Annotated in this window: 22 protein-coding genes and 1 pseudogene; 13 read left to right on the top strand and 10 right to left on the bottom strand. The window is 67.7% G+C overall.

Annotation, left to right across the window (positions count from 1 at the left end; genetic code table 11):
• The first annotated feature begins 13 nt into the window (after positions 1 to 13).
• From QFZ83_RS23345 to QFZ83_RS23325, 5 genes are all read left to right on the top strand, one after another.
• Positions 14 to 1,126, top strand: coding sequence for a class I SAM-dependent methyltransferase (locus QFZ83_RS23345; RefSeq protein WP_306880348.1), 1,113 nt, complete (start codon positions 14 to 16; stop codon positions 1,124 to 1,126).
• Positions 1,127 to 1,266: 140 nt separating this feature from the next.
• Positions 1,267 to 2,154: a TauD/TfdA family dioxygenase gene (locus QFZ83_RS23340; protein ID WP_307510495.1), complete on the top strand. Its 888-nt coding sequence runs from the start codon at positions 1,267 to 1,269 to the stop codon at positions 2,152 to 2,154.
• Positions 2,155 to 2,191: 37 nt separating this feature from the next.
• Entirely contained in the window at positions 2,192 to 3,202 is a 1,011-nt protein-coding gene (locus tag QFZ83_RS23335) for an ABC transporter substrate-binding protein (RefSeq protein ID WP_306880346.1), read from the top strand.
• 60 nt (positions 3,203 to 3,262) lie between these two features.
• Positions 3,263 to 4,138 carry an ABC transporter ATP-binding protein gene (locus tag QFZ83_RS23330; protein ID WP_307510493.1) on the top strand — a complete coding sequence of 292 codons (876 nt, stop codon included), beginning with the start codon at positions 3,263 to 3,265 and terminating at the stop codon, positions 4,136 to 4,138.
• Positions 4,135 to 5,004, top strand: a complete 870-nt coding sequence (locus tag QFZ83_RS23325) for an ABC transporter permease (protein ID WP_307510491.1) — start codon at positions 4,135 to 4,137, stop codon at positions 5,002 to 5,004. The genes QFZ83_RS23330 and QFZ83_RS23325 overlap by 4 nt, the downstream gene beginning before the upstream one ends.
• Positions 5,005 to 5,017: 13 nt before the next feature.
• Here QFZ83_RS23325 and QFZ83_RS23320 read toward each other — a convergent pair whose 3' ends face one another.
• Entirely contained in the window at positions 5,018 to 5,410 is a 393-nt protein-coding gene (locus QFZ83_RS23320; protein ID WP_306880343.1) for a DUF5329 family protein, read from the bottom strand.
• 111 nt (positions 5,411 to 5,521) lie between these two features.
• Here QFZ83_RS23320 and hisN point away from each other — a divergent pair.
• The 5 genes and pseudogenes from hisN (at position 5,522) to QFZ83_RS23295 (ending at position 9,453) form a co-directional block, all read left to right on the top strand.
• Positions 5,522 to 6,299 (top strand): annotated as a pseudogene (gene hisN / locus QFZ83_RS23315) (histidinol-phosphatase).
• 9 nt (positions 6,300 to 6,308) lie between these two features.
• Positions 6,309 to 6,503: a DUF2905 domain-containing protein gene (locus QFZ83_RS23310; RefSeq protein ID WP_013539508.1), complete on the top strand. Its 195-nt coding sequence runs from the start codon at positions 6,309 to 6,311 to the stop codon at positions 6,501 to 6,503.
• A 20-nt stretch (positions 6,504 to 6,523) separates the two neighbouring features.
• Positions 6,524 to 7,450 carry an ROK family protein gene (locus tag QFZ83_RS23305; protein WP_306880341.1) on the top strand — a complete coding sequence of 309 codons (927 nt, stop codon included), beginning with the start codon at positions 6,524 to 6,526 and terminating at the stop codon, positions 7,448 to 7,450.
• 21 nt (positions 7,451 to 7,471) lie between these two features.
• Complete coding sequence (locus QFZ83_RS23300; RefSeq protein WP_307510489.1) at positions 7,472 to 9,007, top strand: tetratricopeptide repeat protein; 1,536 nt, start codon at positions 7,472 to 7,474, stop codon at positions 9,005 to 9,007.
• On the top strand, positions 9,004 to 9,453 hold the full coding sequence (locus QFZ83_RS23295) for a DUF1877 family protein (protein ID WP_306880339.1): 450 nt from the start codon (positions 9,004 to 9,006) through the stop codon (positions 9,451 to 9,453). The genes QFZ83_RS23300 and QFZ83_RS23295 overlap by 4 nt, the downstream gene beginning before the upstream one ends.
• Here QFZ83_RS23295 and QFZ83_RS23290 read toward each other — a convergent pair.
• On the bottom strand, positions 9,450 to 10,913 hold the full coding sequence (locus tag QFZ83_RS23290; RefSeq protein ID WP_307510486.1) for a PLP-dependent aminotransferase family protein: 1,464 nt from the start codon (positions 10,911 to 10,913) through the stop codon (positions 9,450 to 9,452). The two genes, QFZ83_RS23295 and QFZ83_RS23290, sit on opposite strands and share 4 nt — an antisense overlap.
• 199 nt (positions 10,914 to 11,112) lie before the next feature.
• On the opposite strand from QFZ83_RS23290, the gene QFZ83_RS23285 reads away from it, so the two are divergent.
• A complete protein-coding gene (locus QFZ83_RS23285; protein ID WP_307510484.1) occupies positions 11,113 to 11,451 on the top strand; it encodes a hypothetical protein in 339 nt (112 codons plus the stop codon).
• A 273-nt stretch (positions 11,452 to 11,724) separates the two neighbouring features.
• Here QFZ83_RS23285 and otsA read toward each other — a convergent pair whose 3' ends face one another.
• From otsA to QFZ83_RS23260, 5 genes are all read right to left on the bottom strand, one after another.
• Positions 11,725 to 13,110: an alpha,alpha-trehalose-phosphate synthase (UDP-forming) gene (otsA, locus tag QFZ83_RS23280; RefSeq protein WP_013539514.1), complete on the bottom strand. Its 1,386-nt coding sequence runs from the start codon at positions 13,108 to 13,110 to the stop codon at positions 11,725 to 11,727.
• Positions 13,107 to 15,029, bottom strand: coding sequence for a glycoside hydrolase family 15 protein (locus QFZ83_RS23275; RefSeq protein ID WP_013539515.1), 1,923 nt, complete (start codon positions 15,027 to 15,029; stop codon positions 13,107 to 13,109). Before QFZ83_RS23275 ends, otsA begins: the two co-directional genes overlap by 4 nt.
• Positions 15,026 to 15,838 (bottom strand): trehalose-phosphatase, encoded by an 813-nt coding sequence (otsB, locus tag QFZ83_RS23270; RefSeq protein ID WP_307510480.1) that lies wholly within the window; start codon positions 15,836 to 15,838, stop codon positions 15,026 to 15,028. Before otsB ends, QFZ83_RS23275 begins: the two co-directional genes overlap by 4 nt.
• A 102-nt stretch (positions 15,839 to 15,940) precedes the next feature.
• Positions 15,941 to 17,821: a hybrid sensor histidine kinase/response regulator gene (locus QFZ83_RS23265; RefSeq protein ID WP_307510478.1), complete on the bottom strand. Its 1,881-nt coding sequence runs from the start codon at positions 17,819 to 17,821 to the stop codon at positions 15,941 to 15,943.
• A gap of 87 nt (positions 17,822 to 17,908) precedes the next feature.
• Positions 17,909 to 19,174 carry a multifunctional CCA addition/repair protein gene (locus QFZ83_RS23260; RefSeq protein ID WP_307510476.1) on the bottom strand — a complete coding sequence of 422 codons (1,266 nt, stop codon included), beginning with the start codon at positions 19,172 to 19,174 and terminating at the stop codon, positions 17,909 to 17,911.
• A 221-nt stretch (positions 19,175 to 19,395) separates the two neighbouring features.
• Between QFZ83_RS23260 and QFZ83_RS23255 the strand changes: the two genes are divergently transcribed.
• Complete coding sequence (locus QFZ83_RS23255; RefSeq protein WP_306880332.1) at positions 19,396 to 20,121, top strand: OmpW family protein; 726 nt, start codon at positions 19,396 to 19,398, stop codon at positions 20,119 to 20,121.
• Between the two features lie 24 nt (positions 20,122 to 20,145).
• On the opposite strand, the gene QFZ83_RS23250 is transcribed toward QFZ83_RS23255, so the two are convergent.
• The 3 genes from QFZ83_RS23250 to QFZ83_RS23240 form a co-directional block, all read right to left on the bottom strand.
• Complete coding sequence (locus QFZ83_RS23250; protein WP_307510474.1) at positions 20,146 to 20,829, bottom strand: glutathione S-transferase family protein; 684 nt, start codon at positions 20,827 to 20,829, stop codon at positions 20,146 to 20,148.
• 98 nt (positions 20,830 to 20,927) lie between these two features.
• Complete coding sequence (locus tag QFZ83_RS23245) at positions 20,928 to 21,473, bottom strand: MgtC/SapB family protein (protein ID WP_307510472.1); 546 nt, start codon at positions 21,471 to 21,473, stop codon at positions 20,928 to 20,930.
• Between the two features lies 1 nt (position 21,474).
• Complete coding sequence (locus QFZ83_RS23240) at positions 21,475 to 23,478, bottom strand: lytic transglycosylase domain-containing protein (RefSeq protein WP_307510470.1); 2,004 nt, start codon at positions 23,476 to 23,478, stop codon at positions 21,475 to 21,477.
• A 36-nt stretch (positions 23,479 to 23,514) separates the two neighbouring features.
• Between QFZ83_RS23240 and QFZ83_RS23235 the strand changes: the two genes are divergently transcribed.
• Entirely contained in the window at positions 23,515 to 24,132 is a 618-nt protein-coding gene (locus QFZ83_RS23235; RefSeq protein WP_093443293.1) for a 5-formyltetrahydrofolate cyclo-ligase, read from the top strand.
• Positions 24,133 to 24,163: the final 31 nt, after the last annotated feature.

The raw sequence follows: 24,163 nt of genomic DNA, 5'->3' as shown, positions 1-24,163 counted from the left end.
AGAGAATCGAGGGGTGACGACCAAGACCCCGAACAGTTTACCCACCGCCCTCGACCACCTGATCGCCCGCTCCGTCGAGCGCGCGGGCGGCTGGATCGGCTTCGACCGCTTCATGGCGCTCGCCCTGTATGCGCCGGGCCTGGGCTATTACGCGAACACCTCGGCCAAGTTCGGCCACATGCCGTCTTCCGGTAGCGACTTCGTGACTGCGCCCGAACTCACGCCGATGTTCGGCCAGGCGCTGGCGGCGCAGGTGGCCGAGGCGCTGGAGAAGACCGGCACTGAGACGGTCTGGGAATTCGGCGCCGGGTCCGGCGCGCTGGCGGTGCAGTTGCTGCACGCGCTCGACGAAATGGGGCGCAGCGATGTGCGCTATCGCATCGTCGATCTCTCGGGCACGCTGCGTGAGCGGCAGCAGCAGGCGCTGGTGCGGTATGCGGGGCGTGTCGAGTGGCTTGGCGAACTGCCGGAGTCGATGCAGGGCGTGGTCGTTGGCAACGAGGTGCTCGATGCGATGCCTGTGCAATTGCTCGCTCGCGTGAAGGGCCAGTGGTTCGAGCGCGGCGTGGTGCGCAACGCGGGCAATGACGGCTGGATCTGGGCTGATCGGCCTACCGAGCTCCGGCCGCCGGTCGACGTGCCCGGGGAGCACGACTACCTCACCGAGATTCATCCGCAGGCGCAGGCTTTCATTGCCACGCTGGCGGATCGGCTGGAGAAAGGCGCGGCCTTCCTCATCGACTACGGTTTTCCAGAGAGCGAGTACTACCACCCGCAGCGGCATATGGGGACGGTGATGTGCCATCGGGCGCATCAGGCCGATGGGGATTCGCTCGCTGACGTGGGCTACAAGGACATCACGGCGCATGTCGATTTCACGGGGATTGCGGTTGCTGGGCAGGAGGCGGGGCTCGAGGTGCTGGGCTACACGAGCCAGGCGCGGTTTCTGCTGAACTGCGGACTGTTGGCGAGGATGGAGCAGGGGACCGTCGCCGAGCGGGCGATGGCGGCTCGGTTGATCCATGAGCATGAGATGGGGGAGCTCTTCAAGGTTGTTGGCTTTGCGGTTGGGGAACCGTGGGATGCGATGGGGTTTGGTGAAGGGGATCGCAGCCATACGCTGTGACTCTTTCTCTTTCTTGCTTTTTTTGAGTTCCGAAGCCGGGGCGAGACCCGGCCCCGGAAAGAAAAAAGTAAAGCGGCAAGGAATAAGCTAGCAACGAAGATTTCGTTGGAGAAGCACTCCCCGGCCCCTACATTCCCGGAATGACAGCCGTTCCCCACGACACAGAGGCCGCAGCACAGCACTTCGAAGTGCGCCCCTTCGATGCCCCGGTAGGCGCCGAGATCATCGGCCTCGACATCTCGAAGCCGATCAACGCCGAAGACTTCCAGCGCATTCACAAGGCGCACCTAGACCACCACGTCCTGGTCTTCCGCAACCAGCAGATCACCCCGCAAGAGCACATCGATTTCAGCCGCCGCTTCGGCCCGCTGGAAATCCACGTCCTCCATCAGTTCCAGCTCCAGAACCACCCCGAGATCCTGATCGTCTCCAACATCAAGGAGAACGGCGAACCGATCGGCCTGGGCGACGCAGGCGTCTACTGGCACTCCGACATCTCGTACAAGCCCAAGCCGAGCCTCGGCTCCCTGCTGCACGCGCAGGAACTGCCGAGCGAAGGCGGCGACACGCTCTTCGCCGACCAGCACCTCGCCTGGGAATCGCTCAGCCCCGAACTGCAGCAACGCATCCTGCCGCTCAAGGCCGAGCACAGCTACCTCGCCAAGTACGAAGAGCTGCGAGCCAAGAATCCGTGGCGGCCCAAGCTCTCGCAGGCGCAGATCGACCAGGTCGCGCCCGCCGTGCAGCCAGTGGTGCGCACGCACCCCGAGACCGGCTGCAAGGCGCTGTTCGTCAGCGAGCATTTCACGACGCGCATCGTCGGCCTGCCGCAGGACGAAAGCGATGCGCTGCTGGCCGAGCTGTTCGCGCACAGCGTGAAGCCCGAGTTCGTGTACCGCCACACCTGGGCGCCGCACGACCTCGTGTTCTGGGACAACCGCTCGCTGATGCACCTCGCTGCAGGCACGCCCGACCACCTGCGCCGGCGCCTCAATCGCACCACCATCGTGGGCGACACGCCTTTCTGATCCTTCTCGATCTTTCTTTTCCGGACCGCTTTCCACCATGAACCGCTTCACACGCAAGGCCGCTGCATTCGTCACAGGCCTCGGCCTTCTCGCCGGCAGCCTTGCCGCGCATGCCGAGGGCCAGATCCGCATTGCCGAGCAGTTCGGCATCGTCTACCTGCTGCTCAACGTCGCGCAGGAGCAGAAGCTCATCGAGAAGCACGCGAAGGCCGCGGGCGTCGATGCCAAGGTCGAGTGGATCAAGCTCTCGGGCGGCTCGGCGGTGAACGACGCGCTGCTGTCCGGCAACATCGAGATCGCGGGTGCCGGCGTCGGTCCGCTGCTCACGCTGTGGGACCGCACCAAGGGCAAGCAGAACGTGAAGGGTGTGGCGTCGCTGGGCAACTTCCCGTACTACCTGGTGAGCAACAACCCGAACGTGAAGACGATCGCCGACTTCACCGAGAAGGACCGCATCGCGCTGCCCGCCGTGGGCGTGTCGGTGCAATCGCGCGTGCTGCAGTTCGCCTCGGCCAAGCTGTGGGGCGACAAGGAATTCAACAAGCTCGACAAGATCAGCGTGGCCTTGCCGCACCCCGATGCGGCCGCGGCCATCATCAAGGGCGGCACCGAGATCACGGGGCACTTCGGCAATCCGCCGTTCCAGGAGCAGGAACTGGCGGGCAATCCGAATGCGCACATCGTGCTCAATTCGTACCAGGTGCTCGGCGGACCGGCTTCGGCCACGGTGCTCTACGCGACCGAGAAATTCCGCAACGAGAACCCCAAGACCTACAAGGCCTTCGTCGATGCGCTCGATGAAGCCGCGAAGTTCGTCACGGCCAACCCCGAGAAGGCCGCCGACATCTATCTAAAGGTGAGCAACGCGAAGCTCGACCGCGAGCTGCTGCTCAAGATCATCAAGAACCCCGAAGTGCAGTTCAAGACCACGCCGCAGAACACCTATGCGCTGGCGGAGTTCATGCACCGGGTGGGCGCGATCAAGAACAAGCCGGCGTCGGTGAAGGACTATTTCTTCGACGATGCGCAGAACGCTTCGGGGAATTGAGTGAGCTCGGCGAAGGCGTCTTCGGGGGTTGACTCCTTCCCCCTCTGGGGGAAGGTTGGGATGGGGGCGGGCAGAGCGGCGACGAAGCCAGCGCCGCTTGCCCCCACCCCGGCCCTCCCCCGGAAGGGGAGGGAGCAAGACCACGGGAACGACCTTGCGCCGCTGCTGCAGGTCGACGGCGTCAGCCTCGAATACCGCACCCCCGAACGCGTCGTGCGCGCCACGCACCGCGTGAGCTTCGACGTCCACGCCGCCGACCGCTTCGTGCTGCTCGGCCCCTCGGGCTGCGGCAAGTCCACGCTGCTGAAGGCCGTGGGCGGGTTCATCGCACCGGTCGAAGGCGAGATCCGTCTCGATGGCCAGCGCGTGACGCAGCCCGGCCCCGACCGCATCGTCGTGTTCCAGGAGTTCGACCAACTGCCGCCGTGGAAGACGGTGAAGCAGAACGTCATGTTCCCGCTGCTGGCGTCCCGCACGCTCGGCAAGAAGGAAGCGGCCGAGCGCGCGCTGCACTACCTCGACAAGGTCGGCCTCGCCAAGTTCGCCGACGTGCATCCGCACCAGCTCTCGGGCGGCATGAAGCAGCGCGTGGCGATCGCCCGTGCGCTCGCGATGCAGCCGCGCGTGCTGCTGATGGACGAGCCCTTCGCCGCTCTCGACGCACTCACGCGCCGCAAGATGCAGCAGGAGCTGCTCGAGCTGTGGGACGAGGTGCGCTTCACGCTGCTGTTCGTCACGCACTCCATCGAAGAGGCGCTGGTGGTGGGCAACCGCGTGGCACTGCTGTCGCCGCATCCGGGGCGCATGCGCGCCGAGGTCAACAGCCACGGGTACTCGCTTGCGAGCTTGGGCGGTGCCGAGTTCCAAAGCACGGCGCAGCGCATTCACGACATGCTGTTCGAAGAAGAACAAGCGCATGCGGAGGTTGCCGCATGAGCGCCATCGTTCCGCCGATTCGTCCCGAATACGAGCGCACGCTCGAGCCTTTCACCGAAGCGCCGCTCGAACGCACGCTGCCGCTGCCGGCCCGCATCTGGGCGCAGGCGGGCGTGCGCAAGGGCCTGATCCTCATCGTCATCGCCGTGCTCTGGGAGCTCGCGGCCCGCTGGCAAAACAATGATCTGCTGCTGCCCACCTTCACCGCCACCGCGTCGGCGTTGTTCGACGGACTCGCGAGCGGCGAATTGATCGAGAAGGTGCGCATCTCGCTGGCCGTGCTGCTGCAGGGCTACCTTGCCGGCGTGGTGCTGGCCTTCGCGCTCACCACGCTCGCGGTGTCCACGCAGATCGGCCGCGACCTGCTGGACACGTTGACGTCGATGTTCAACCCGCTGCCCGCCATCGCGCTGCTGCCGCTCGCCTTGCTGTGGTTCGGCCTGGGCCGCGGCAGCCTGGTGTTCGTGCTGATCCATTCGGTGCTGTGGCCGCTGGCGCTCAACACCTATGCGGGCTTCCAGGGCGTGCCCGAAACGCTGCGCATGGCCGGGCGCAACTACGGGCTCAAGGGCCTGCGCTATGTGCTGCAGATCCTGGTGCCGGCCGCGCTGCCGTCGATTCTTTCGGGGCTGAAGATCGGCTGGGCCTTCGCGTGGCGCACGCTGATCGCGGCCGAGCTGGTGTTCGGTGCTTCGTCGGGCAAGGGCGGCCTCGGCTGGTACATCTTCCAGAACCGCAACGAGCTCTACACCGACCGCGTGTTCGCGGGCCTCGCGATGGTGGTGCTGATCGGCCTCCTGGTGGAGAGCCTGGGGTTCAAGACGCTGGAGCGGCTCACCGTGCGGCGCTGGGGCCAGCAGCGTTAGAGCGACGGCCGACTCAACCGCTCGACTTCTTCCCCTGCTGCCGCAATGCGCGCAATTCGCTGTTCAGGAACTCGTTGGCATCCCGCACCGCGCCATTGTTGAGCTTCACCTTGTAGGCCTGCCCAGTCATCTCGGAGCGCGAGGCGCAGCGCTCGATGAAGTCCTCGGCCGTGGCCAGCTCCTTTTTGAAGTAGTCGTACTTCGCCTGCATGTGCTTGGCGGCATCGGCGGCGTTGTATTCGTTGCCGTTGCGCAGGAACACCATGGCGCTCATCTTCGAGACGCGCTGGATCAGCGTGTCGATGAGCTTGTCCTCGGCGTCGGAAGGCGTGGCCTGTGCCAGCACGGCCGAGGCGCCGAGCAGCAGGGTGAGGAGCGCGGCGCGCAGGAATTTGAAGGAGGCCATTGGTTCTGTCCCTGGCAATTTTCGCGCCATGCTAGGTCGACAGGCCTTGTCGTGTCAAACCCTGGCCGCCTCGGGTCTAATCGCAGTTTTGGCACGCGTTCACTCTCCCCCATGAGCTCTTCCACTCCCGATCTGTCGGCGATTGCCGAGGCGCTGGCCGATGCGGCTGCGGCGCTGTCGATGCGCCATTTCCGCACGCCGCTGGACATCATCACCAAGGCCGACGAAAGCCCCGTCACGCTGGCCGACCGCGCGGCCGAGACGGCGATGCGCGAGATCCTCGGTGCGCGCGTGCCGGCGGACGGCATCTACGGCGAAGAACACGGCCCGGAGCGGCTCGATGCCGATCGCATCTGGGTGCTCGACCCGATCGACGGCACCCGCAGTTTCATCACCGGTTCGCCGCTGTGGGGCACGCTGATCGGCGTGCTGCAGGGCGCACGCGTGGTGCTCGGCATGATCGACATGCCGGTGCTCAAGGAGCGCTGGATCGGCCAGGCCGGCAAGGGCGCCACGCGCGACGGCCAGCCGGTGCACGTGAGCAATTGCACCGAGGTGGCCAAGGCCCGCATCGTGACCACCTCGCCCGACATCTTCGCGCCCGCCGACTGGCAGGCCTTCGACCGGCTCAGCCGCCAATGCGCGATGCGCCGCTTCGGGCGGCGACTGCTACGGCTACGCGCAACTGGCGGGCGGCACCATCGACCTCGTGGTGGAAACCGGCCTGCAGCCCTATGACTACCTGGGCCCCGCGGGCCTGATCGAAGCCGCGGGCGGCGTCATCACCGACTGGCAGGGCCAGCCGCTGAACCTGAAGTCCGACGGCAGGGTGATCGCCGCAGCAACGCCCGAACTTCACCGACAAGCCATGGCTGTCCTCGCCGCCTAGACTGTCCTCATGTTTCGCTGGCTGATCGTCGTCGTCCTTGCACTGGTGCTCATGAGCGGGCTGACCGCTTGGCTGCGCCGCTTCGGCTTCGGACGGTTGCCCGGCGATTTCGAGTTTCGCGCCTTCGGCCGCGACTGGCAGCTGCCGATTGCAAGCACCCTGGTGCTCAGCATGATCGCGGCGCTGGTGGCGCGCCTCCTCTAGAGAAGAAGAGAAAAACCGCAATGAGAGCCTGCGTAGACATCGGCGGCACCAAGGTGGCCGTGAGCCTTTCCCCCTCCGCCGACGCGCCGCTGATCGGTCGCCGCAGCGAGCCGACCGCCAAGACCGGCGACAACGACGCCGTGGCGGTGCAGATCATGCGGATGATCGACGAGGTCTGCGCCGAGCAGGGGGTCGATCCGGCCACCATCGACCGCGTGGGCGTGTCGTCGACCGGTCCCTTCGAGCTGCACGACGGCATGGTCGAGCTCGCAACGCCGAACATTTGCGGCGGCATCGCCGGTCCGGCGCGCGGTCTGCCCAACCAGTGGATGACCGCCATCATCGAAGCGCCATTGGCCAAGCGCTTTGGGCAGGTGCGTGTCGAGAACGATGCGGTGGCGGGCCTGGAGGCCGAGCGCCACTGGGGCGCGCTCAAGGGGTTCGATCACTGTGCGTATGCCACCTGGAGCACGGGCGTCGGCGTCGGCCTCTGCGTCGACGGGCGGGCGCTGCGCGGCAAGAACGGCAATGCAGGCCATGCGGGGCACAGCTTCGTGGTGGACGACGCAAGCGGCGCGCTGTGCGGCTGCGGCAACCTGGGCGATGTCGAGGCACTGGTCGCCGGCAACTCGATTTCGCGCCGCTTCGGCCAACCCGCCCCCGACCTGTTCTCGGCGGCCTCGGCCGGCGAACCGCATGCGCTGGAAATCGTGGATGCGCTGTGCCGCGTCATGGGCCGCATGCTCTACAACATGGTCATCACGCTGGACCTGCAGCGCATCAGCCTGGGCGGCAGCGTGTTCTGGCACCACCGCGATTTCCTGCTGCCCCGGCTGCAGGCGCAGATCGACGGCAAGCTGATGCCGCTCACCCGCGGCGTGCTTCTTGTGCCCGCTGGCCTCGGCGAAAAGGTCGGCGACTACGCCGCGCTGGCTTTGCTGGACTGAGCGGAATACGCTCGGCGAACCATGCACATATCGCCACCCCAGTCCCCCCGCCGCAAGCCGCTCGCCTGGCTGCTGCTGGTGGTCGGGGGCTTCCTGGGTGCGCACCGTTTCTATCTGGGCAGCTACCTGGGCGGCGCGGCGCAATTGCTGCTGTTGCTCGTCGGCGTCAGCAGCCTGCCGGGCTCGGGGTTCTGTCTGGGCCTGCTCGGCCCTTGGCTCCTGTTCGACATCTACTGGGTCCACGTGCGCCTGAAGCGGCAGGATGAAATCGACGCTGCGCGCCGGCCGGCCGCGAAAGCCTACGACCTCGAAGCGCTCAGCCACGCCGACGCGCTGCGCGAGCGCTTCGTCATCGCCGCCGAGACGCACGACTGGGCCCGGGCCGTGGCGCTCGGCGAGCAGATCGTCGCCAACGCGCGCAAGGTCTTCAAGGGACCGCACCAGAACCTCGCGATGTCGCTGTGCATGCACGGCCAGGCCTGCTACCAGTTCAAGGCCTTCGACGAGGCCAAGGCCAGCCTGGAGGAAAGCCTTGCCATCGGCCGCCAGATCGGCATGCCGGCGGAAGACATGGACATCGTGCGCAAGGCGCTGGCCATGACCCTGGCCGGGATCGGCGAACACCACGCCGCGCGACAGTTGCGCGCGGGCCTGCCCGCCGGTCGCGGTCCGGGCGACGACACCGTGCTGCTCGGCCTGCTCGAAGACCAGGAGCGGCGCTACAAGGCCGCCTTCGAGCGGCGCGACCTGGCGCTCGCCGAGCGGCTGTGCGCCGAGGCCGTCCACACCAGCCGGCAACTGTGCGGCGGCGGGCTCGGCAAGGCCGTCGTGCTGCACCTCATCAATCACGCCGAGTTCTGCCGGCAGCTGCAATGGCACGACAAGGCGGTGTCGCTGCTCGATGAATGCCTGGCCATCATCGACCAGCTGGGCCTTGACGACAGCTGGCGGCTCGGCCCGAGCAACACGCTCGCGCTGCTGCACGCCGGCGCCGGCCGCTCCGAAGAAGCGGAGGTGCTCTACAAGAAGACCATCGCGATGGCCGTGGCGCTCAGCAAGGGCAACTCGACCGACGACGTGGTGCGAGCCATCAACAACCTGGCGTTTCTCTACGCGACCACCGACCAGGACCAGAAGGCCGAGCTCTGCTATGCGCGGGCCATGGTGCACCTGGACAAGCTCGCGCCGGAAGAGAACGGGAAGGGCGATGCCGACCTGCACGCCGACCTCTTGATCAACTTTGCGCAACTGCACATGGCGCGCAACGAGGCCGAGCACGCCAAGCCCTTGTTCGAACGCGCGCTGGCGATCCAGGAGCGAAGCTGCCGGGGCATTTCCACCAGCGCGGCCACCGCCCACAACGACCTGGGCCTGATCGCGCAGGAAGAGGGCGACCTGCGCGAGGCGCTGAAGCATTTCAAGCGCACGCTGCTGCTCAACCAGATCTGCGCGCCGGACCACTTCGGCAATCTCGCGAACGCGCAGCGCAACATCGACAACGTGAGCCTCGCACTGGCGGCGGTCGCGCGGGCCGCGCGGCTGGAGCCGAGCACGTGAGCATCGGGGGCGCGTTCTACGCCTTCGACCGTTACCGGCTGCGCGGGCTGGTCATCGATCCGGCCAGCGTGTCGGGTTTTCTCTTCCACACGCCCGAGGACAAGGGCGGACCGCACGCCAGCCAGACGGTGGAGCAGGCATGGGACGTGGTGCGCGTGTTGCTGCCCGAGGCCGTGGACGGCGAACAGCTCGAAGGCACGGAGGGCCTGGGCTGCATCTACCTGACGGCCAGCCATGTCGAGCGCGCGGCGGCCCGGCTGGCGCGGCGCAGCGTGCCCGAGCTGGTGGCGCGATTCACCGGCGAGCCGGCGCAGTTCGCCGAGCTCTACTGGGCGAAGACCTGGCAGGGCAGCGCCGAGGATCTGGCGGACTTCATGGAAGGCGTGAAGCGTTTCTTCGCCGAGGCGGCGGTGCGGCGCGACGCCGTCGTCTTCTACATCGTCTAGCCTGCTGCCGGCGCGCGCGGCAGCTTGCGCGTGGACGACACGATCTCGCCCAGCCGCTGCAACCCCGCGTCCACCGCCTTGGAGTACGGCCATCCGCAGTTGATGCGCAGGTAGTTGTCGAAGCGCCCCGAGTTGGAGAACTGCGCGCCCGGCGACACCAGCATGTGCTCGCGCAGCGCGGCCTCGAACACGGTGACCGACGAGCGCTGCTCGGGCAACTCGACCCACAGCTGAAGGCCGCCGCGCGGCAGGTTCAGCCGCGTGCCCGGCGGAAAGTACTTCGCGATGGCATCCGCCGTCTGGTCGCGCTGCGCGTGCAACCGGTCGCGCAGGCGCCGCAGGTGCCGGTCGTAGGCGCCGCTTGCGATGAACTCGCCCGCGGCGATCTGCGCCAGCGCCTCGTTGTTGCGCGTCTGCGCGTACTTGAGCATTTCCACCTGCGCGTGCCACCGGCCGGCAGTGATCCAGCCCAGGCGCAGGCCTGGCGCCAGCACCTTGTGCAGCGAGGCGCAATAGATCACGTTGCCCGTGCGGTCCCACGACTTCACGGCGCGCAGCGGCACCTCGCTCTCGACCAGGTCGCTGTAGGTGTCGTCTTCGACAAGCGCGATGCCGTGGCTCTCGCACAGTTGCACGAGCCGCTGCTTGTGGGCATCGGGCATCACGCTGCCGATGGGGTTCTGCAGATGCGGCACCACCACCACGGCCTTGATGTCGTCGTAGGTGTGGATCGCGAGGTCGAGCGCTTCGATCGAGATGCCGGTCTGCGGGCTGGTCGGGATTTCCAGCGCGCGCATGTTCAGGCTTTCCAGCACCTGCAGCAGACCGTAGAAGGTGGGCGATTCGACGGCCACGGTGTCGCCGGGCTTGGCGACGGCGCGCAGCGCGAGATTCAGCGCCTCGATGCAGCCGTTGGTGACCAGCACCTCGTCCGGCGACACCGTCATGCCGACGCGCAGGTTGCGCTGCGCCACGGCCTCGCGGAACTGCTCGTGGCCCTTCTGGGACGAAGCGGTGGTCAGCAGCTCGGGCCGCTGGCGCAGCGCGCGCGTCATGGAGTTGCGCAGGGCCTCGGCCGGGTACAGCTCGGGGGCGGCGCGCGCGATGGCGAAGTTGAGCTTCACGCCGGTGTGGCGCCCGCGCGCCATGAAAGTGGCCATGCGGGTGCGCATGCTGACGAACTGCGCGGGGTCGGGTGGCACGTCGGCCACGGGCTCTTCCATCGGCGCGATGGCCAGGCGCTGCGGCCGGCGCACGAAGTAGCCCGAGCGGTCGCGCGCCTCGACCCAGCCGTCGCTCTCCATCGCGCGGCACAGCTGCAGCGCGGTCGAGAGGCTGATCTCGTGCAGGCGCATCAGGGTGCGCAGCGAAGGCAGCTTGTCGCCCTGCTTGAGCGAGCCGGTGTGGATCGCATCCACGTAGTGCGCTGCGAGTTGCCGGTAGAGCGGTAGCGAGTCCATGGCGTCGATGCTCCCCCAAACGGGCATCCGAAAACAGATGCAGTTGAACGGGAAAACGACCATAACAGATGGGCTGTCGACTGGCTGTTCCGGTGCGAATAGGCGTTGGTTGTGTCTGTTTTTCGAGCGCCCGAATTTCTACGATCTGGACTCGCCGATTCGCTTTCCACCGCTCACTCACTCACCTCCGAGGCCCGCCATGATCACCACCCTGTCCCAAGCACCCGACTCCATCGTCCTGGAGCCCGGCCAGTCGCTGCGCACCTGCGTCGATGCGGGCACCTGGCTGCAGGTGGCCGAAGGGCGTGTGCGGTTGGTGTCGCCGCCTGGGTGGTTCGGCGGCATGGTGTTCATGAGCGAGACGGCGCTCGATGAAGGCGACGTGCATCGCATGGCGCACGGCGGGTGGATCGAGGTGTCGGCGCTGAAGCCTTCGCATCTGCGGGTTCATGCGCCTACGAAGGAGGCGCCGGCGGCTTCTGCCTATTCCGAGGCTCGGCCTGTGATGCGCTTTGTGCGGCTGCTCACTGGCTTGTAGGAGCTGCATTCTGGGCGGGTGCACAGGCCACCGGGTACTCCCCTCCGCGAATGTCCTCCGGGCTTCGCTCTCCCCCTTGATTTCGCTGCGGGGAGCACCCGATGCCCTGCGCACTTGGGCACGCTCTGGGTGAACAGCTGATCAACGACGGCTCTGAAAAACGAGCACGCCGATGGGGTGCCTTGCGCAGCGAAATCAAGGAGGAGGCGAAGCCGGGGGACATTCGCGGAGCAAGGTACCCCGTCGGCGTGATCGCCGCCCCGAACAGCAGCCTCAGCGCTCGCTCGCCGCCTCGCGCAACGCGTCGAGAAAGGTCCGCCGCCACCAGTGAATGTCCTGCTCGCGAATCCGCGACAGCAATTTCTGATGCCGTTCGCGCCGCTCTTCCAGCGGCATCTGCAGCGCCTGCTGGACCGTCTCCGCCGTGCCGTGCGTGTCGTACGGATTGACCAGCAGCGCCTCTTTCAACTGCTCCGCCGCACCGGCAAAGCGCGACAGCACCAGCACGCCCGGATCGGCCGGGTCCTGCGCCGCGATGTATTCCTTCGCGACGAGGTTCATGCCGTCGCGCAGCGGCGTGACCAGTCCGACTGCAGCGGCGCGGCAGAGGCCCGGCACGCGTTTGCGCGCCACCATGCGGTGGATGTAGCGCACCGGCATCCAGTCGAGTTCGCCGTAGTCGCCGTTGATCGCGCCGCACAGCGATTCGAGTTCGCGCCGGATGTCGCCGTACGCATCGACCGTCTCGCGCGTGGGCGAGGCGATCTGGATCAGCGTCGCGCTGCGCCGGTTCTCGGGATAGTTCGCGAGCAGTTCGCGGAATGCGCGCACGCGCTGTGGAATGCCCTTGGAGTAGTCGAGCCGGTCGATGCCCAGCAACAGGCGACGGCTCGAGTACTCGCGCTTCATGGTCTCGTACATGTCGCGCGATTCCTTCGCGTGCGTGAGCGCGGCGAATTCATCGACGTCGATGCCGATCGGGAAAGCGCTGCAGCGCACCGTCTGCCCGTAGGCGCGGTACATGTCGTTGCCCAGGTACTCGCCGCGCGCCTCGTTGCGCACGTAGTGCTCGAAGTGCTGCACGTCCTGCTGGGCCTGGAAGCCGATCAGGTCGTACGAGAACAGCGAGCGCATCAGCCACTCGTGCTGCGGAATGGCGGCCACGATGATCTGCGGCGGCAGCGGAATGTGCAGGAAGAAGCCGATGCGCTGCTTGCAGCCCATCGCGCGCAGCTCGGCGGCGAGCGGCATCAGGTGGTAGTCGTGGATCCAGATGACGTCGTCGTCCTTCAGCATCGGCAGCAGCTTGCGCGCGAAGAGCTGGTTCACGCGCCGGTAGCCGCCGATGAAGCCGGCCTCGAAGTGGGCCAGGTCCAGGCGGTTGTGGAACACCGGCCAGAGCACGTCGTTGCTGTAGCCGAGGTAGTAGGCGTCGTGGTCCTCGCGGCTCAGGTCGATGGTGGCGAGCGTGACCTTGCCGGCCTGGTGCTTGTGCAGCTCGCCTTCGCCGGTGGGGCCGTCTTCCACGATCTGGCCGCTCCAGCCGAACCAGAGGCCGCCGCTTTGTTGAAGGCTTTCGCCGAGGGCGACGGCCAGGCCGCCGGCGGCGGGCTTGCGTGGGTCGGCCACGCGGTTGGAGATGACTACGAGACGGCTCATATGCAGGAGTCCCAGGGAGCGGACAGACGCACAGCCGCATTGATGATGCCGACCATCGAGTAGGTCTGCGGAAAGTTGCCCCACATCTCGCCCGTGACCGGGTGGGTGTCTTCCGAGAGCAGGCCGAGCGGATTGCGCGCCGCGAGCATGGTCTCGAAGATCTGGCGTGCCTCGGCCTTGCGGCCGATCTTGGCAAGTGCGTCGATGCGCCAGAAGGTGCAGATATTGAAGGCGGTCTCGGGCTTGCCGAAGTCGTCGGCCGCTTCGTAGCGGCGCATGTAGGGGCCGTCGCAGAGCGACTTTTCCATGGCGTCGACGGTGGAGATGAAGCGCGGGTCGCGCGCATCGATCAGGCCCACTTCGACCATCAGCAGGATGCTCGCGTCGAGCTCGTGGCCGCCGAAGCTCTCGGCAAAGGCCTGGCGCTCCTCGCACCACGACTTGGCAAGAATTTCTTCCTTCATGCGCGCCGCATGGCCGTGCCAGTAGGTGGCGCGGTCGGGCAACTCCAGGGTGCGCGCGATCTTGGCGAGCCGGTCGCAGGCGGCCCAGCTCATCAGCGCGGAGCTGGTGTGCACGCGGGCGCGGGTGCGCAGCTCCCACATGCCGGCGTCGGGCGTGCCGTAGACGCTCACCGCGCGCTCGCCGACTGCCTCCAGGTGCGGAAACTCGGCCACGCCCGCGCGGGCGAGCAACCGGTGATCGTGAAACGCCTGCGCCGCGCCGAGCACGATGTTGCCGTACACGTCGTGCTGAAAATGCTCCTGCGCCTGGTTGCCCACGCGCACCGGCCCCATGCCGCGGTAGCCCGGAAGGCCTTCGACGAAGGACTCGGGCAGCTCACGCTCCAGCCCGATGCCGTAGAGCGGCTGGATGTGCTCGCCGTGCGAGCCGATCACCACGTTGCCGAGCCAGCGCAGGTAGTCTTCCATCGTGCCCACCTCGCTCAGCGAATTGAGCGCGCGCACCACGAAGAAGGCATCGCGCAGCCAGCAGTAGCGGTAGTCCCAGTTGCGCTGGCTGCCCGGCGCCTCGGGGATGCTGGTGGTCATGGCGGCGACGATGGCGCCGGTGTCCTCGTACAGCGAGAGCTTGAGCGTGATGGCCGCGCGGATCACCGCGTCCTGGTACTCGAACGGAATCGCGAGGCGCTTGCTCCAGGTGCGCCAGTAGGCGATGGTTTCCTGCTCGAACTTGCGCGCGGTGTCGGCGATGCCGTCGAGCAGCGTCTCGTCCACGCCGAACATGAAGTTGTATTCGCGCGAGATCACGAAGGGCTGGCGCGCGAGGATGTGCGAGATCGAGGCGTCGGTGTTCAGCCGCAGCGTGACGTCGGGGCCGACGTAGCGGATGTGGTTGCTGCCGCGCGTCACCTCGATGGGTTCCGATGCGCCCCACTGGAAGCGCGGATCGAGCGACACGCGGATGCGCGGCGCGCCGGCAATCGGCCGCACGCGGCGCACCATCATCAGCGGGCGGAAGTAGCGCGAGCGGCTGTAGAAGCGCGGCGCGAAGTCGGTGATCTCGATGCCCTGGCCGGCGCTGTCGAAGAGTTGCGTGCGCAGCACGGCCGTGTTCGGCTCGTACCACTGCTTGGCTTCGGCGAAGTCCTCGATGTCGATGCTCCACGCGCCCGCGCCTTCGCCGGGATGCAGCAGCGCGTTGAACACCGGGTCGCCGTCGAAGCGCGGCAGGCAGCACCACACGGCGCGGCCGCGTGCGTCGATGAGCGCGCTGTAGGCGCAGTTGCCGATCACGCCGACATCGAGCGAAGGATCGGCCGGCGGCGCGAAACCGCGCGGACCGGGCGCGGTGGCGGCCTGCAGGTCGACCGGCGCGCGGTCGTCGGGGCCGGCGGCGTCGGCCAGCGCCTCGCCGGCGCGGTCCTCGGGCGCCTTCGACAGTTGTTCTTCGCTCATCCGGGGTTCCTCGGTTCTTCGGTTTTCGTTTTCTCTGGCGTGTTTTCGTCGGGCTTCGCCACCAGCATGTCGCGCGCCTGCACCAGCCATTCGTACACCGCGCGCGGCGATTCGAGCCGGTGCAGCGCGAGGCTGGGCCCCGAGCCGACCTTGATCGCGATGCCGCCGCGCGGCTGCACGACCGCGAAGCCGCTCTCGTCGGTGGTGTCGTCGCCCGCGAAGACCGGCGTGCGGCCCGCGAAGGGCGCCTCGGTCATGAAGGCGTCGATGGCAATGCCCTTGTTGACGCCCGCGGGCTTGACCTCGAAGACGAACTTGCCGTGCATGAGTTCGAGCGCCGGACGGCCCTCGATGGCGCGCGACATCGCATCGCGGCACACGGCCTCCAGCTGCGGCGCGAGCCGGTAGTGCAGGGCAATGGCAGCGTGCTTGCGCTCCACCAGGAGGCCTTCGTGCACCCGTGCGAGTTCGTTGGCAATGTCCAGGATCGGCACGAGATCAGGCGCGTGCTGCTCCTGCATGTGGCCCTGGGCATCGCGGCGCTGCACGCCGTGCTCGCCGGCCGCGGGCAGCCGCAGCGGCGCGAGAAAGCGGTCGATCGAGTCGATCTGGCGCCCCGACACCACGGCCAGCGCACCGCCGAGCTGGTCGCGCAGATCGCTGAGAAGGGCGACGAGCGCGGGGGGAATCTCGATGGCTTCGGGGGTGGGCGCAAGGCCGACCAGCGTGCCGTCGAAGTCGAGGAAAAGGGCGGCGTCGCGGCCCAGCGGAGGTGGCAACTGGTGGTTGCTGTCGGAGGACTTTGGCATTGGGAAAAACCATAACACGCGCTTTGTGCGCCGCGTGTCGGCCAAAACCGGACGTGTTTCGCGGCGGGGGCCGCGACCTGCCGATCTTTCCCTCGATCGCTCTCAGGCAGGCCGCGTGGCCAGGCCCGGCATGAAATCGCCCAGCATGCGCAGCAGCGTGGCCGCGTTCACCGGCTTGAACAGCACCGGCACGCCGGAGGCGCGCACGCGCTGCAGCCGCTCGGGCGCGGTCTCGCCGGTGACCAGCACCAGCGGCGCGTCGAGCCCGAAGCGGCGCTGCAGCCGCAGGCCCACGTCGAGGCCGTTGTCGCCGTTGGCAAGGCGGTAGTCGCACAGCAGCAGCACGAAGGGCTCGGCTTGCGTTCCGGGCCGGCCGAGCGCGTCGATGGCCTCGGCCTCGTTGGCGGCCGTCTCCACTGCGATGCCGTGGCCCTGCAGCAGCCGGGCCATGGCCTCGCGGATCTCGGCCTCGTCGTCGATCAGGAGAACGCGGCCGTGCGCTGCCTGTATTGCCTCGGCCGATGGCAATGGGTGCGCGGCAGGCGCGATGGAGATTACGGGTGCGGCAGCCGTTCGCTGTGGCTGCTGCATCGAGGCCGCCGCTTGCTGTTCGTGCTGCGGCGCGGCCGCGACCATCGGCAACTGCAGGCGAAAGCGCGTGCCGCGGCCCACGCGCGAAGTCACCTGCACCGGATGGTCGAGCAGCCGCGACAGCCGCTCGACGATCGACAAGCCGATGCCCAGGCCCTGGGCGCGGTCGCGGCCCGGGTTCTGCACCTGGTAGTACTCCTCGAACACGCGGTCCTGCTGCTCGGGCGCGATGCCGATGCCGGTGTCCAGCACCTCGATCCACACGACGGTGCCGCGCGCGCGAGCACGCACCGAAACGCCGCCGTGCGCGGTGTACTTCAGCGCGTTGTCCACGAGGTTCGAGAGCATGCGGTAGAGCAGTTGCGGGTCGCTGTGCACCCACAGGCCGCTCGCGCGCACCCGCAACTGCAGCGCGCGCTGCTCGGCCTGCGCCGCGAACATGTGGTTGAGGGAGCGGAACATCGCGTCCAGCGACACCGGCGCGATGTCCGGCGTGATCACGCCCGCGTCCAGGCGCGAGACGTCCAGCATGGTGTCGAGCGAATTGCCCAGCGCATTCACCGCGCGCATCAGCCGCTGCGCGTTGCGGCTGCCGTGGTGCTCGCGCAGTTCGTTTTCCAGCGCGGCGCCGAAGAGCGCGATGGCATGCAGCGGCTGGCGCAGGTCGTGGCTGGCGGTGGCGAGAAAACGCGTCTTCTCGGCGCTCGCGCGCTCGGCGGCGGCGATCTGCACGCCCAGTTGGGCGGCCAGCGCCTCGTTCTCGAAGCGCAGCACCAGCGAATCGGTCAGGAGCTTGTGCTGCTGGCCGCCCACGCGCAGCGTGAACAGCAGGTAGCCGAGGCTGAAGACCGCGAGGAAGAGATGCATCGCGTCGCCCTGCCAGGCCAGCGCGGCGATCAGGCTCGCCATCATCGGCAGGGTGTAGCCGTAGAGCGCGGGCTTGAGCGGCCACAGGAGCTGCATGGCGCGGGCGCAGCTGCCGATGACGACGACGGTCAGCACCGAGGTGGTGGGCAGGTCGTCGGCCGAGATGAAGAGCCACGGCGCGGTCGCCGTCGCCATGCTGACCAGCGTGACGGTGCGCGAATGCCGGCGCGCCCAGCGGGTGGTGTCCTTCAGCGGCACATCGGCGCGCCAGCGGGGCATGAGGAAGAGGGCGAGGCCGAAGCTCAGGTGGGCGGCCATCCACGCGAGGATCCACCACCGCGGGCGGTGCACGTACATGACGATGCCCAGCGCCGCGCCGAGGCCGAAGTGAACCAGGATCGACGCGTTGTAGGCCGCGTACACCGAGGCCACATGCTCCCGCAGCACGCGAAGGCCAAGATCGCCCGGCACCGCCGGGCGGGGCGGCGGGGATGGGTGTGACAGCGTCGGCTCGGTGGCATTCACCCGATCGATGCTATCGGGCCGATTTGCAGGGAGAAGTGCCAGAAGTCATGCCCGCGATGTGCGCGAAAGGCCGACCGCGACTTTTCTTCAGCTTTCTTGCAGCGATGCCGCCACGGCCTCGATGCGCGCGCGGTGGATGGCGTCGCCGATCTGCGGCCCGGTGGCGCCCGATTGCTGCGCCTTGCGCGCGACCACGTCGGTGGGCACGGCCGCGGCGGTGGCCAGCACGGCGAGCAGGCGTTCGCGCTGCGGATAGGGCCTGTCCTCGAAGCCGAGCCGGCCGCGCGCGTCGCACTCGCAGGCCAGCAGCACTTCGGCAAAACGCGTGGGCTTGCGGAAGGCGTCGCAGCGCTCCAGCAGGCGCACCAGCGGCGCCGCATCGAGCTCGCCGCTGCGATGCACATTGCCGTGCTCGCGCGCGACCACCTCGGCCAGCTCGCGGATCTCGACCGGCACGCGCCAGCGATCGCACACCGCATGCAGCAGGTCGACGCTGCGCTTCTCGTGGCCGATGTGGCGCGGCAGCACGTCGGCGGGCGTGGTGCCCTTGCCCAGGTCGTGCATCAGGCAGGCAAAGCGCACCGGCAGGCTGGCCGAAAGCCGCGCGCTGGTGTCGATGACCATCATCAGGTGCACGCCGGTGTCGATCTCGGGGTGGTGCGCCTCGGGCTGCGGCACGCCCCAGAGGCGATCGACCTCGGGCAGCAGCACGGCGAGGGCGCCGCATTCGCGCAGCACCTCGAACATGCGGGAAGGCCGCGCTTCCATGAGGCCGCGCGCGAGCTCCTGCCAGACGCGCTCGGGCACCAGCGCATCGGCCTCGCCGGCCCGCACCATCTCGCGCATCAGCGCCATGGTTTCCGGGGCGACCGAGAAATCGTCGAAGCGCGCGGCAAAGCGCGCCAGCCGCAGGATGCGCACCGGGTCTTCGCGGAAGGCGTCGGTCACGTGGCGCAGCACCTTGCCCTGCAGGTCGCGCTGGCCGTGGAAGGGGTCGGCCAGTTTTTCGGGGTCAGGTTCGAATTGACCGTCGCCGCTCACCAGTTCGGCCGGCAGCGCGATGGCGTTGATGGTCAGGTCGCGGCGGGCGAGGTCTTGCTCCAGCGTCACGTCGGGCGCGGTGTGGACGGTGAAGCCGCGGTAGCCGGGCGCGCTCTTGCGCTCGGTGCGGGCGAGGGCGTATTCCTCGCGCGTCTTCGGATGCAGGAACACCGGAAAGTCGCGCCCCACGGGCAGGTAGCCGCGCCGGGTCATGTCTTCGGGCGTGGCGCCGACGACCAGCCAGTCATGGTCGGACACCGGCAGCCCGAGCACCCGGTCGCGGACGGCGCCGCCGACGAGAAAGATTTTCATGGCCGCAGTGTAGGGATGAGGAATGTGGGAGATGGCGAATGGGGCGGCGAATGAGGTGGGAGTTAGGGATAGGGATACCCCGCACTCACTAAATAGAACGAGCGTTCGATAATTTCGAATTGCAAACAGAACGAACGTTCGTTTATTTGCTGGAACGCAGCGCCGACCACGGGCTGGCATCGCGTTCACCGGGATATTTCAACCAAAGGAGCATTCACATCATGAAGAAAACAATGTTTGCGCTGGCGGCTCTGGGTGCCTTGGCGTCCGGCAGCGCGTTTGCGCAAAACGCCGGCGATTGGGTCGCGGGAGCAGGCTGGTTCCACCTCGCGCCTCAGGACTCGAGCAAGCCGCTCCAGGTGACGGCGCCGGTGCAGAGCGTGCTGCCGGGTTCGGGCGCCAGCGTCAAGGACTCGGACACGCTCGGTTTGAGCCTGGCCTACTTCATCGACAGCCACTGGGCTGTGGAAGGCGTCCTGGGCATTCCGCCGAAGTTCAAGCTCGAGGGCCAGGGCACGCTGGCCCGGGTGGGCGAACTGGGCGAAGCCCGCCAGTGGAGCCCCACGGTCCTGGTCAAGTACAACTTCAACGAAGGCAACGACGCCTTCCGTCCGTTCGTGGGCCTGGGCGCCACCTACGTCTGGTACAGCGACGTGAAGCTCACCTCGAACCTGCAGGGCGCGCTGGCCAGCCAGTTCCGCCAGTCGCCGTACTCGGTGAACACCACCGCCAAGCTCGACAGCTCGTTCGCGCCCGTGCTCAATGCCGGTGTCTCCTACCAGCTCGACAAGCACTGGGGCATCGCCTTCTCGGTGTCGTACATCCCGCTGAAGACCAAGGCCAAGCTGACGACGACGTCGATCACCGGCTTGCCGGTCGCCCGCAGCGAAGCGAGCCTGAAGCTGAACCCGATCGTCACCTTCCTGTCGGCAACCTACAGGTTCTGATCCCGCCTGCCGCGCGAGCAAGCCCTATCGCGCTGTGCGGTAGGGCTCTTCGAACTGCAGGAAATCCTTCTCCGCCAGCGCTTCGTCGATCCAGGCCTTGATGCCCGGCAGCGCCTGCACGCGTTCGATGTAGGCCGAGATGGCCGGCGGCACCGGCAGGCCATAGGTCTTGATGCGCGTACCGATGGGCGCGAAGTACGCGTCGGCGATGGTGAAGTCGCCGAACAGCAGCGGGCCGCCATGGGTGTTGAGCAGGTCGCCCCACATCTGCACGATGCGGTCGAGGTCGCTGCGCACCTCGGGCTGTTCCTCGAGCAGCCGGGCGCCGACGTCGGGCAGCGACGCCTCGATGTTCATGCCGCAATGGCCGCGCAGGCCGCCGAAACCCGAGTGCATCTCGGCGCAGATGCTGCGCGCGCGTGCCCGGTCGGCCACGCCCTTGGGCCACAGCTGCTTCTCGGGAAAAGTCTCGGCCAGGTATTCGGCGATGGCCAGCGTGTCCCAGACCACGAGGTCGCCATCGACCAGCACCGGCACCTTGGCCACCGGGTTCAGCGCGGCGATGGTGTGCTTGAACTGCGACTCCGCCTCGAAGGAATCGAAGCGCACCATCACCTCGTCGAAAGCGATGCCGGCCTGCTTCATGAGCACCCAGGGGCGCATGGACCACGACGAGTAGTTCTTGTTGCCGATGTAGAGCTTGCGCATGAGGATTCCTTCGGTTCGATTCGGTGAGGGCAAAGCCTTCGATGCTAGCCGCGCGGCGCGCCGCCATTGATGCCGAACGCGGCGCGAATTGATGCCTGTCAGCGGTCGCGGGACTTGTCGTCCGGCGAGGCGATCACGCGCTGTGCGTCGTCTTTCGCGATGGTGCGCTCGAGCAGGCTCACCAGCCGCGGCACCAGCGACAGCACGGCCAGCGCCAGCAGCGCGCTCAGCAAGGCGGTGGCTTCGCGGCCGAGCCCGCAGGCCATGCCGATGGCCGCAGTCATCCAGAGCCCGGCGGCGGTGGTGAGGCCCTGCACGTGCGATTCGTCCTTGCCCTGCTTGAGGATGGTGCCGGCGCAGAGAAAACCCACGCCCGCCACCAGCCCCTGGATCACCCGGCTCATGTCGGCCGGCACGATGCCGGTCTGCTGCGGGATCAGCACGAACATCGCCGAGCCGATCGCCACCAGCATGTGCGTGCGCACGCCGGCCGCCTTGCCCTGCTGCTCGCGCTCGAAGCCGAGCATGAAGCCGAGCACGCCGGCGAGCGTGAGGCGAACGACGATGCGGGTGAGCTGCGCGATATCCGTCACGTCCGAGAACTCGGACGCGATGGTGTCGAGCACCTCGTCGTGCCAGCTCATGTCAGGGCAGGTCTTTGTTCGGTTCGGGTTCGGCGGCGTCGCGCGGCCCGATGCGGCCCAGCCGCTCCTTCAGCGACTGCGGCCGGCCGCTGATGATCGCCGCGTAGTTGGTGGTGTTTGCCAGCACCTTCTTCACGTAGTCGCGGGTTTCGGTGAAGGGCACGTTCTCGGCCCAGATCGCGGCGTCGAGCACCGGGCCGTTGCGCCAGTTGCGCGGGCGGCCGGGGCCGGCGTTGTAGGCCGCGGCCGCCAGCGCCATGGACCCATCGAAGTCGTCCAGCGCGAGCTTCAGGTAGTTGGTGCCGATGGTGATGTTGGTCTCGCGGTCGTTGATCTGGCCGGGCGTGAAGTCGGTCATGCCGATCTTGCGGGCCGTCCAGCGCGCGGTGGCGGGCATGACCTGCATGAGGCCCGAGGCGCCGACGCCCGAGCGGGCGTCCATGATGAAGCGGCTTTCCTGGCGGATGAGGCCGTACACGTAGGCCGGATCGAGGCCGATGTCCTGGCTCTTGCGCAGCACGGTGTCGTGGAAGGGCATCGGAAAGCGCTGCTCCACGTCGATCACGCCCTTGGTGCGCTCGCTGGTGTTGATGCAGCGGTCCCACACCTCTCGCTGGCAGGCGAAGTCGGCCGCGGCCAGCAGCGCGCGGTCGTCCATGCCGCCCTTGTCGTGCAGGTTGGTGGCGTAGTTCCACTCGCGCGTGCCTTCGGAGCGCAGGCCGATCGCGATCGCGTAGAGGCCGCGGTTGAGCGCGACGTTGCTGCGCGCCGCCGCCTTTTCCTCGGGCGTGAGCGGGGCGGGGCGGGTGGCCGCGACGACGCGCTGGCCCAGCTCTTCGAGCGCGAGCATTTCGTAGAAGCCGCGCGTGCCGGCGATGCTGGTGTAGAGCTCGCGGGCCTGGGCGCGGCGTTCCTCGCTGCGTTCGCTGGCGAGCGCGCGGGCCTTCCAGTAGACCCAGGTGGGATCGAGCTGGGCGGTTTCGCTCATCGCGTTGATGGCGGGCGCCACGTCCTTCCACTGGCCGGCGCGCAGCGCGGCGCGCACGCGCCAGCCGAGCATGTCGTCCGACAGGTCGCTGTTCTTCGTCACGTTGCCGAAATAGCCCACGGCCTGCGGCGAGAGCTTGTTGGCCGAGGCGCGGCCGATGGCGCCCCAGAGCCAGTTGCGCTCTTCGGCCGAGAGCATCGGCCCCCACTTGCTGTCGAGCTGCGAGGCGGCCATGTCGGGGTCGGCAATCGCGACCTTGATGAGCGCGAGCACCACCAGCTCCTTGCGCGACTTGGCCGCGACGAAGGCACGGCCGACGAGGAACTTGGCCGAGCTGGCGTTGAGCTCCTCGAAGAGCGGCAGCGCATCGGGCGCTGCGATGGTGACGGCGCCGCGCGCGGCCTGCGGGCGGTTGGCCTCGATGGCCAGGCGCGCCTTCTTCCACGCGTCGTTGGTCGACATGAGGCGGGCGGCGACCATGCGGTCGGCGGCGGTGAGGCAGCCGTCGTCGGCTTCCTTCTGGCTGAACCAGTTGCGGCGCACTTCGTCGGCCTGGGCCTGGGTGGCGGTGCCCGAGCGCAGCGTGTCGACCAGCACCGCGTAGCAGCGCACCTGCGCGTCGTCGCCCATGCGGTAGCCGGCAACGTTGGCCGAGAAGCCGTCCCAGTCGCGGCGCTGGCCGAGCAGCAGCAGCCAGTCGTTGCGGAGACGATCTTCCTGATAAGTGCCGGGGTAGCGAGCGTAGAAGTCCTGCACTTCGTTCGGCGCGGCTTCCTGCAGGCGGGCCTTCAGTTCCCAGTAAGCGGCCCAGGGTTCGAGCGCGTGGCCGCGGGCTTGGGGCAGGAGGGCGGTGAGACGGGCCTTGTCGCCGCGCTGGAAGGCCTGCTTCATCTGCACCAGCACGTCGTCGTTAGTGTTGGTCTGTGCGCTGGCGGGTGGATGAAAAAGCAGTGCGGCGGCAGTCAGGACGAGGGAAAAAGCAACGGCTGGCGTTGCGTTGCGCGGGCGGTTGCGCATGGATGCCAAAATGCTTGGGAACTGCATCGGGGGATTATGGACAAGTCAAAGGGAGCCGACACCTCGGCGACGGCGAGTTTTCTGAAGGATCAGTTGCGCAAGGCATTGATCGAACAACGTCTGGCGATGCCGGACCGGCTGACACGCGCCGACCTGCTGCAGCGCGTCATGCGCATCTGGCTGGTTGGCCGGCCCGACACCGTGATCGGCGCCTACTGGCCGATCAAGGGCGAGTTCGATCCACTGCCCGCGCTGCACCGCTGGAAGGAAGACGGCGAGCTGATGGAAGAGACGCAGCGCCGCCGCATCGGACTGCCCGTGATCGACAAGGTTCACAAGACGCTCACCTTCCATGCCTGGTACCCCGGCTGCCAGATGGAAGAAGACGCCTACGGCATCCCCAAGCCCAAGGACACCGAGCTGATCGTGCCGACCCTGCTGTTCGTGCCCTGCGTGGGCTACAGCGCCGGCGGCTACCGGCTGGGTTACGGCGGCGGTTTCTACGACCGCACGCTGGCGGCGCTGGAGCCGCGGCCGTTCACGGTGGGCCTCGGTTTCACGCACGGCTTCCTCGACGACTTCGAGCCCGAAGCGCACGACCTGCCTCTGGACGCCATCCTCAACGACAACGGCGTCGTCTGGCCGATGTCTTGAGCCCCCCGGCTTTTCACTTCGTGTAACTCCA

Source organism: Variovorax sp. W1I1 (genome assembly GCF_030815625.1).
Taxonomy (GTDB): domain Bacteria; phylum Pseudomonadota; class Gammaproteobacteria; order Burkholderiales; family Burkholderiaceae_C; genus Variovorax; species Variovorax paradoxus_C.
Note: the sequence above shows the minus strand (reverse complement) of the source record. Positions and strands in the feature narration are given on the sequence as shown.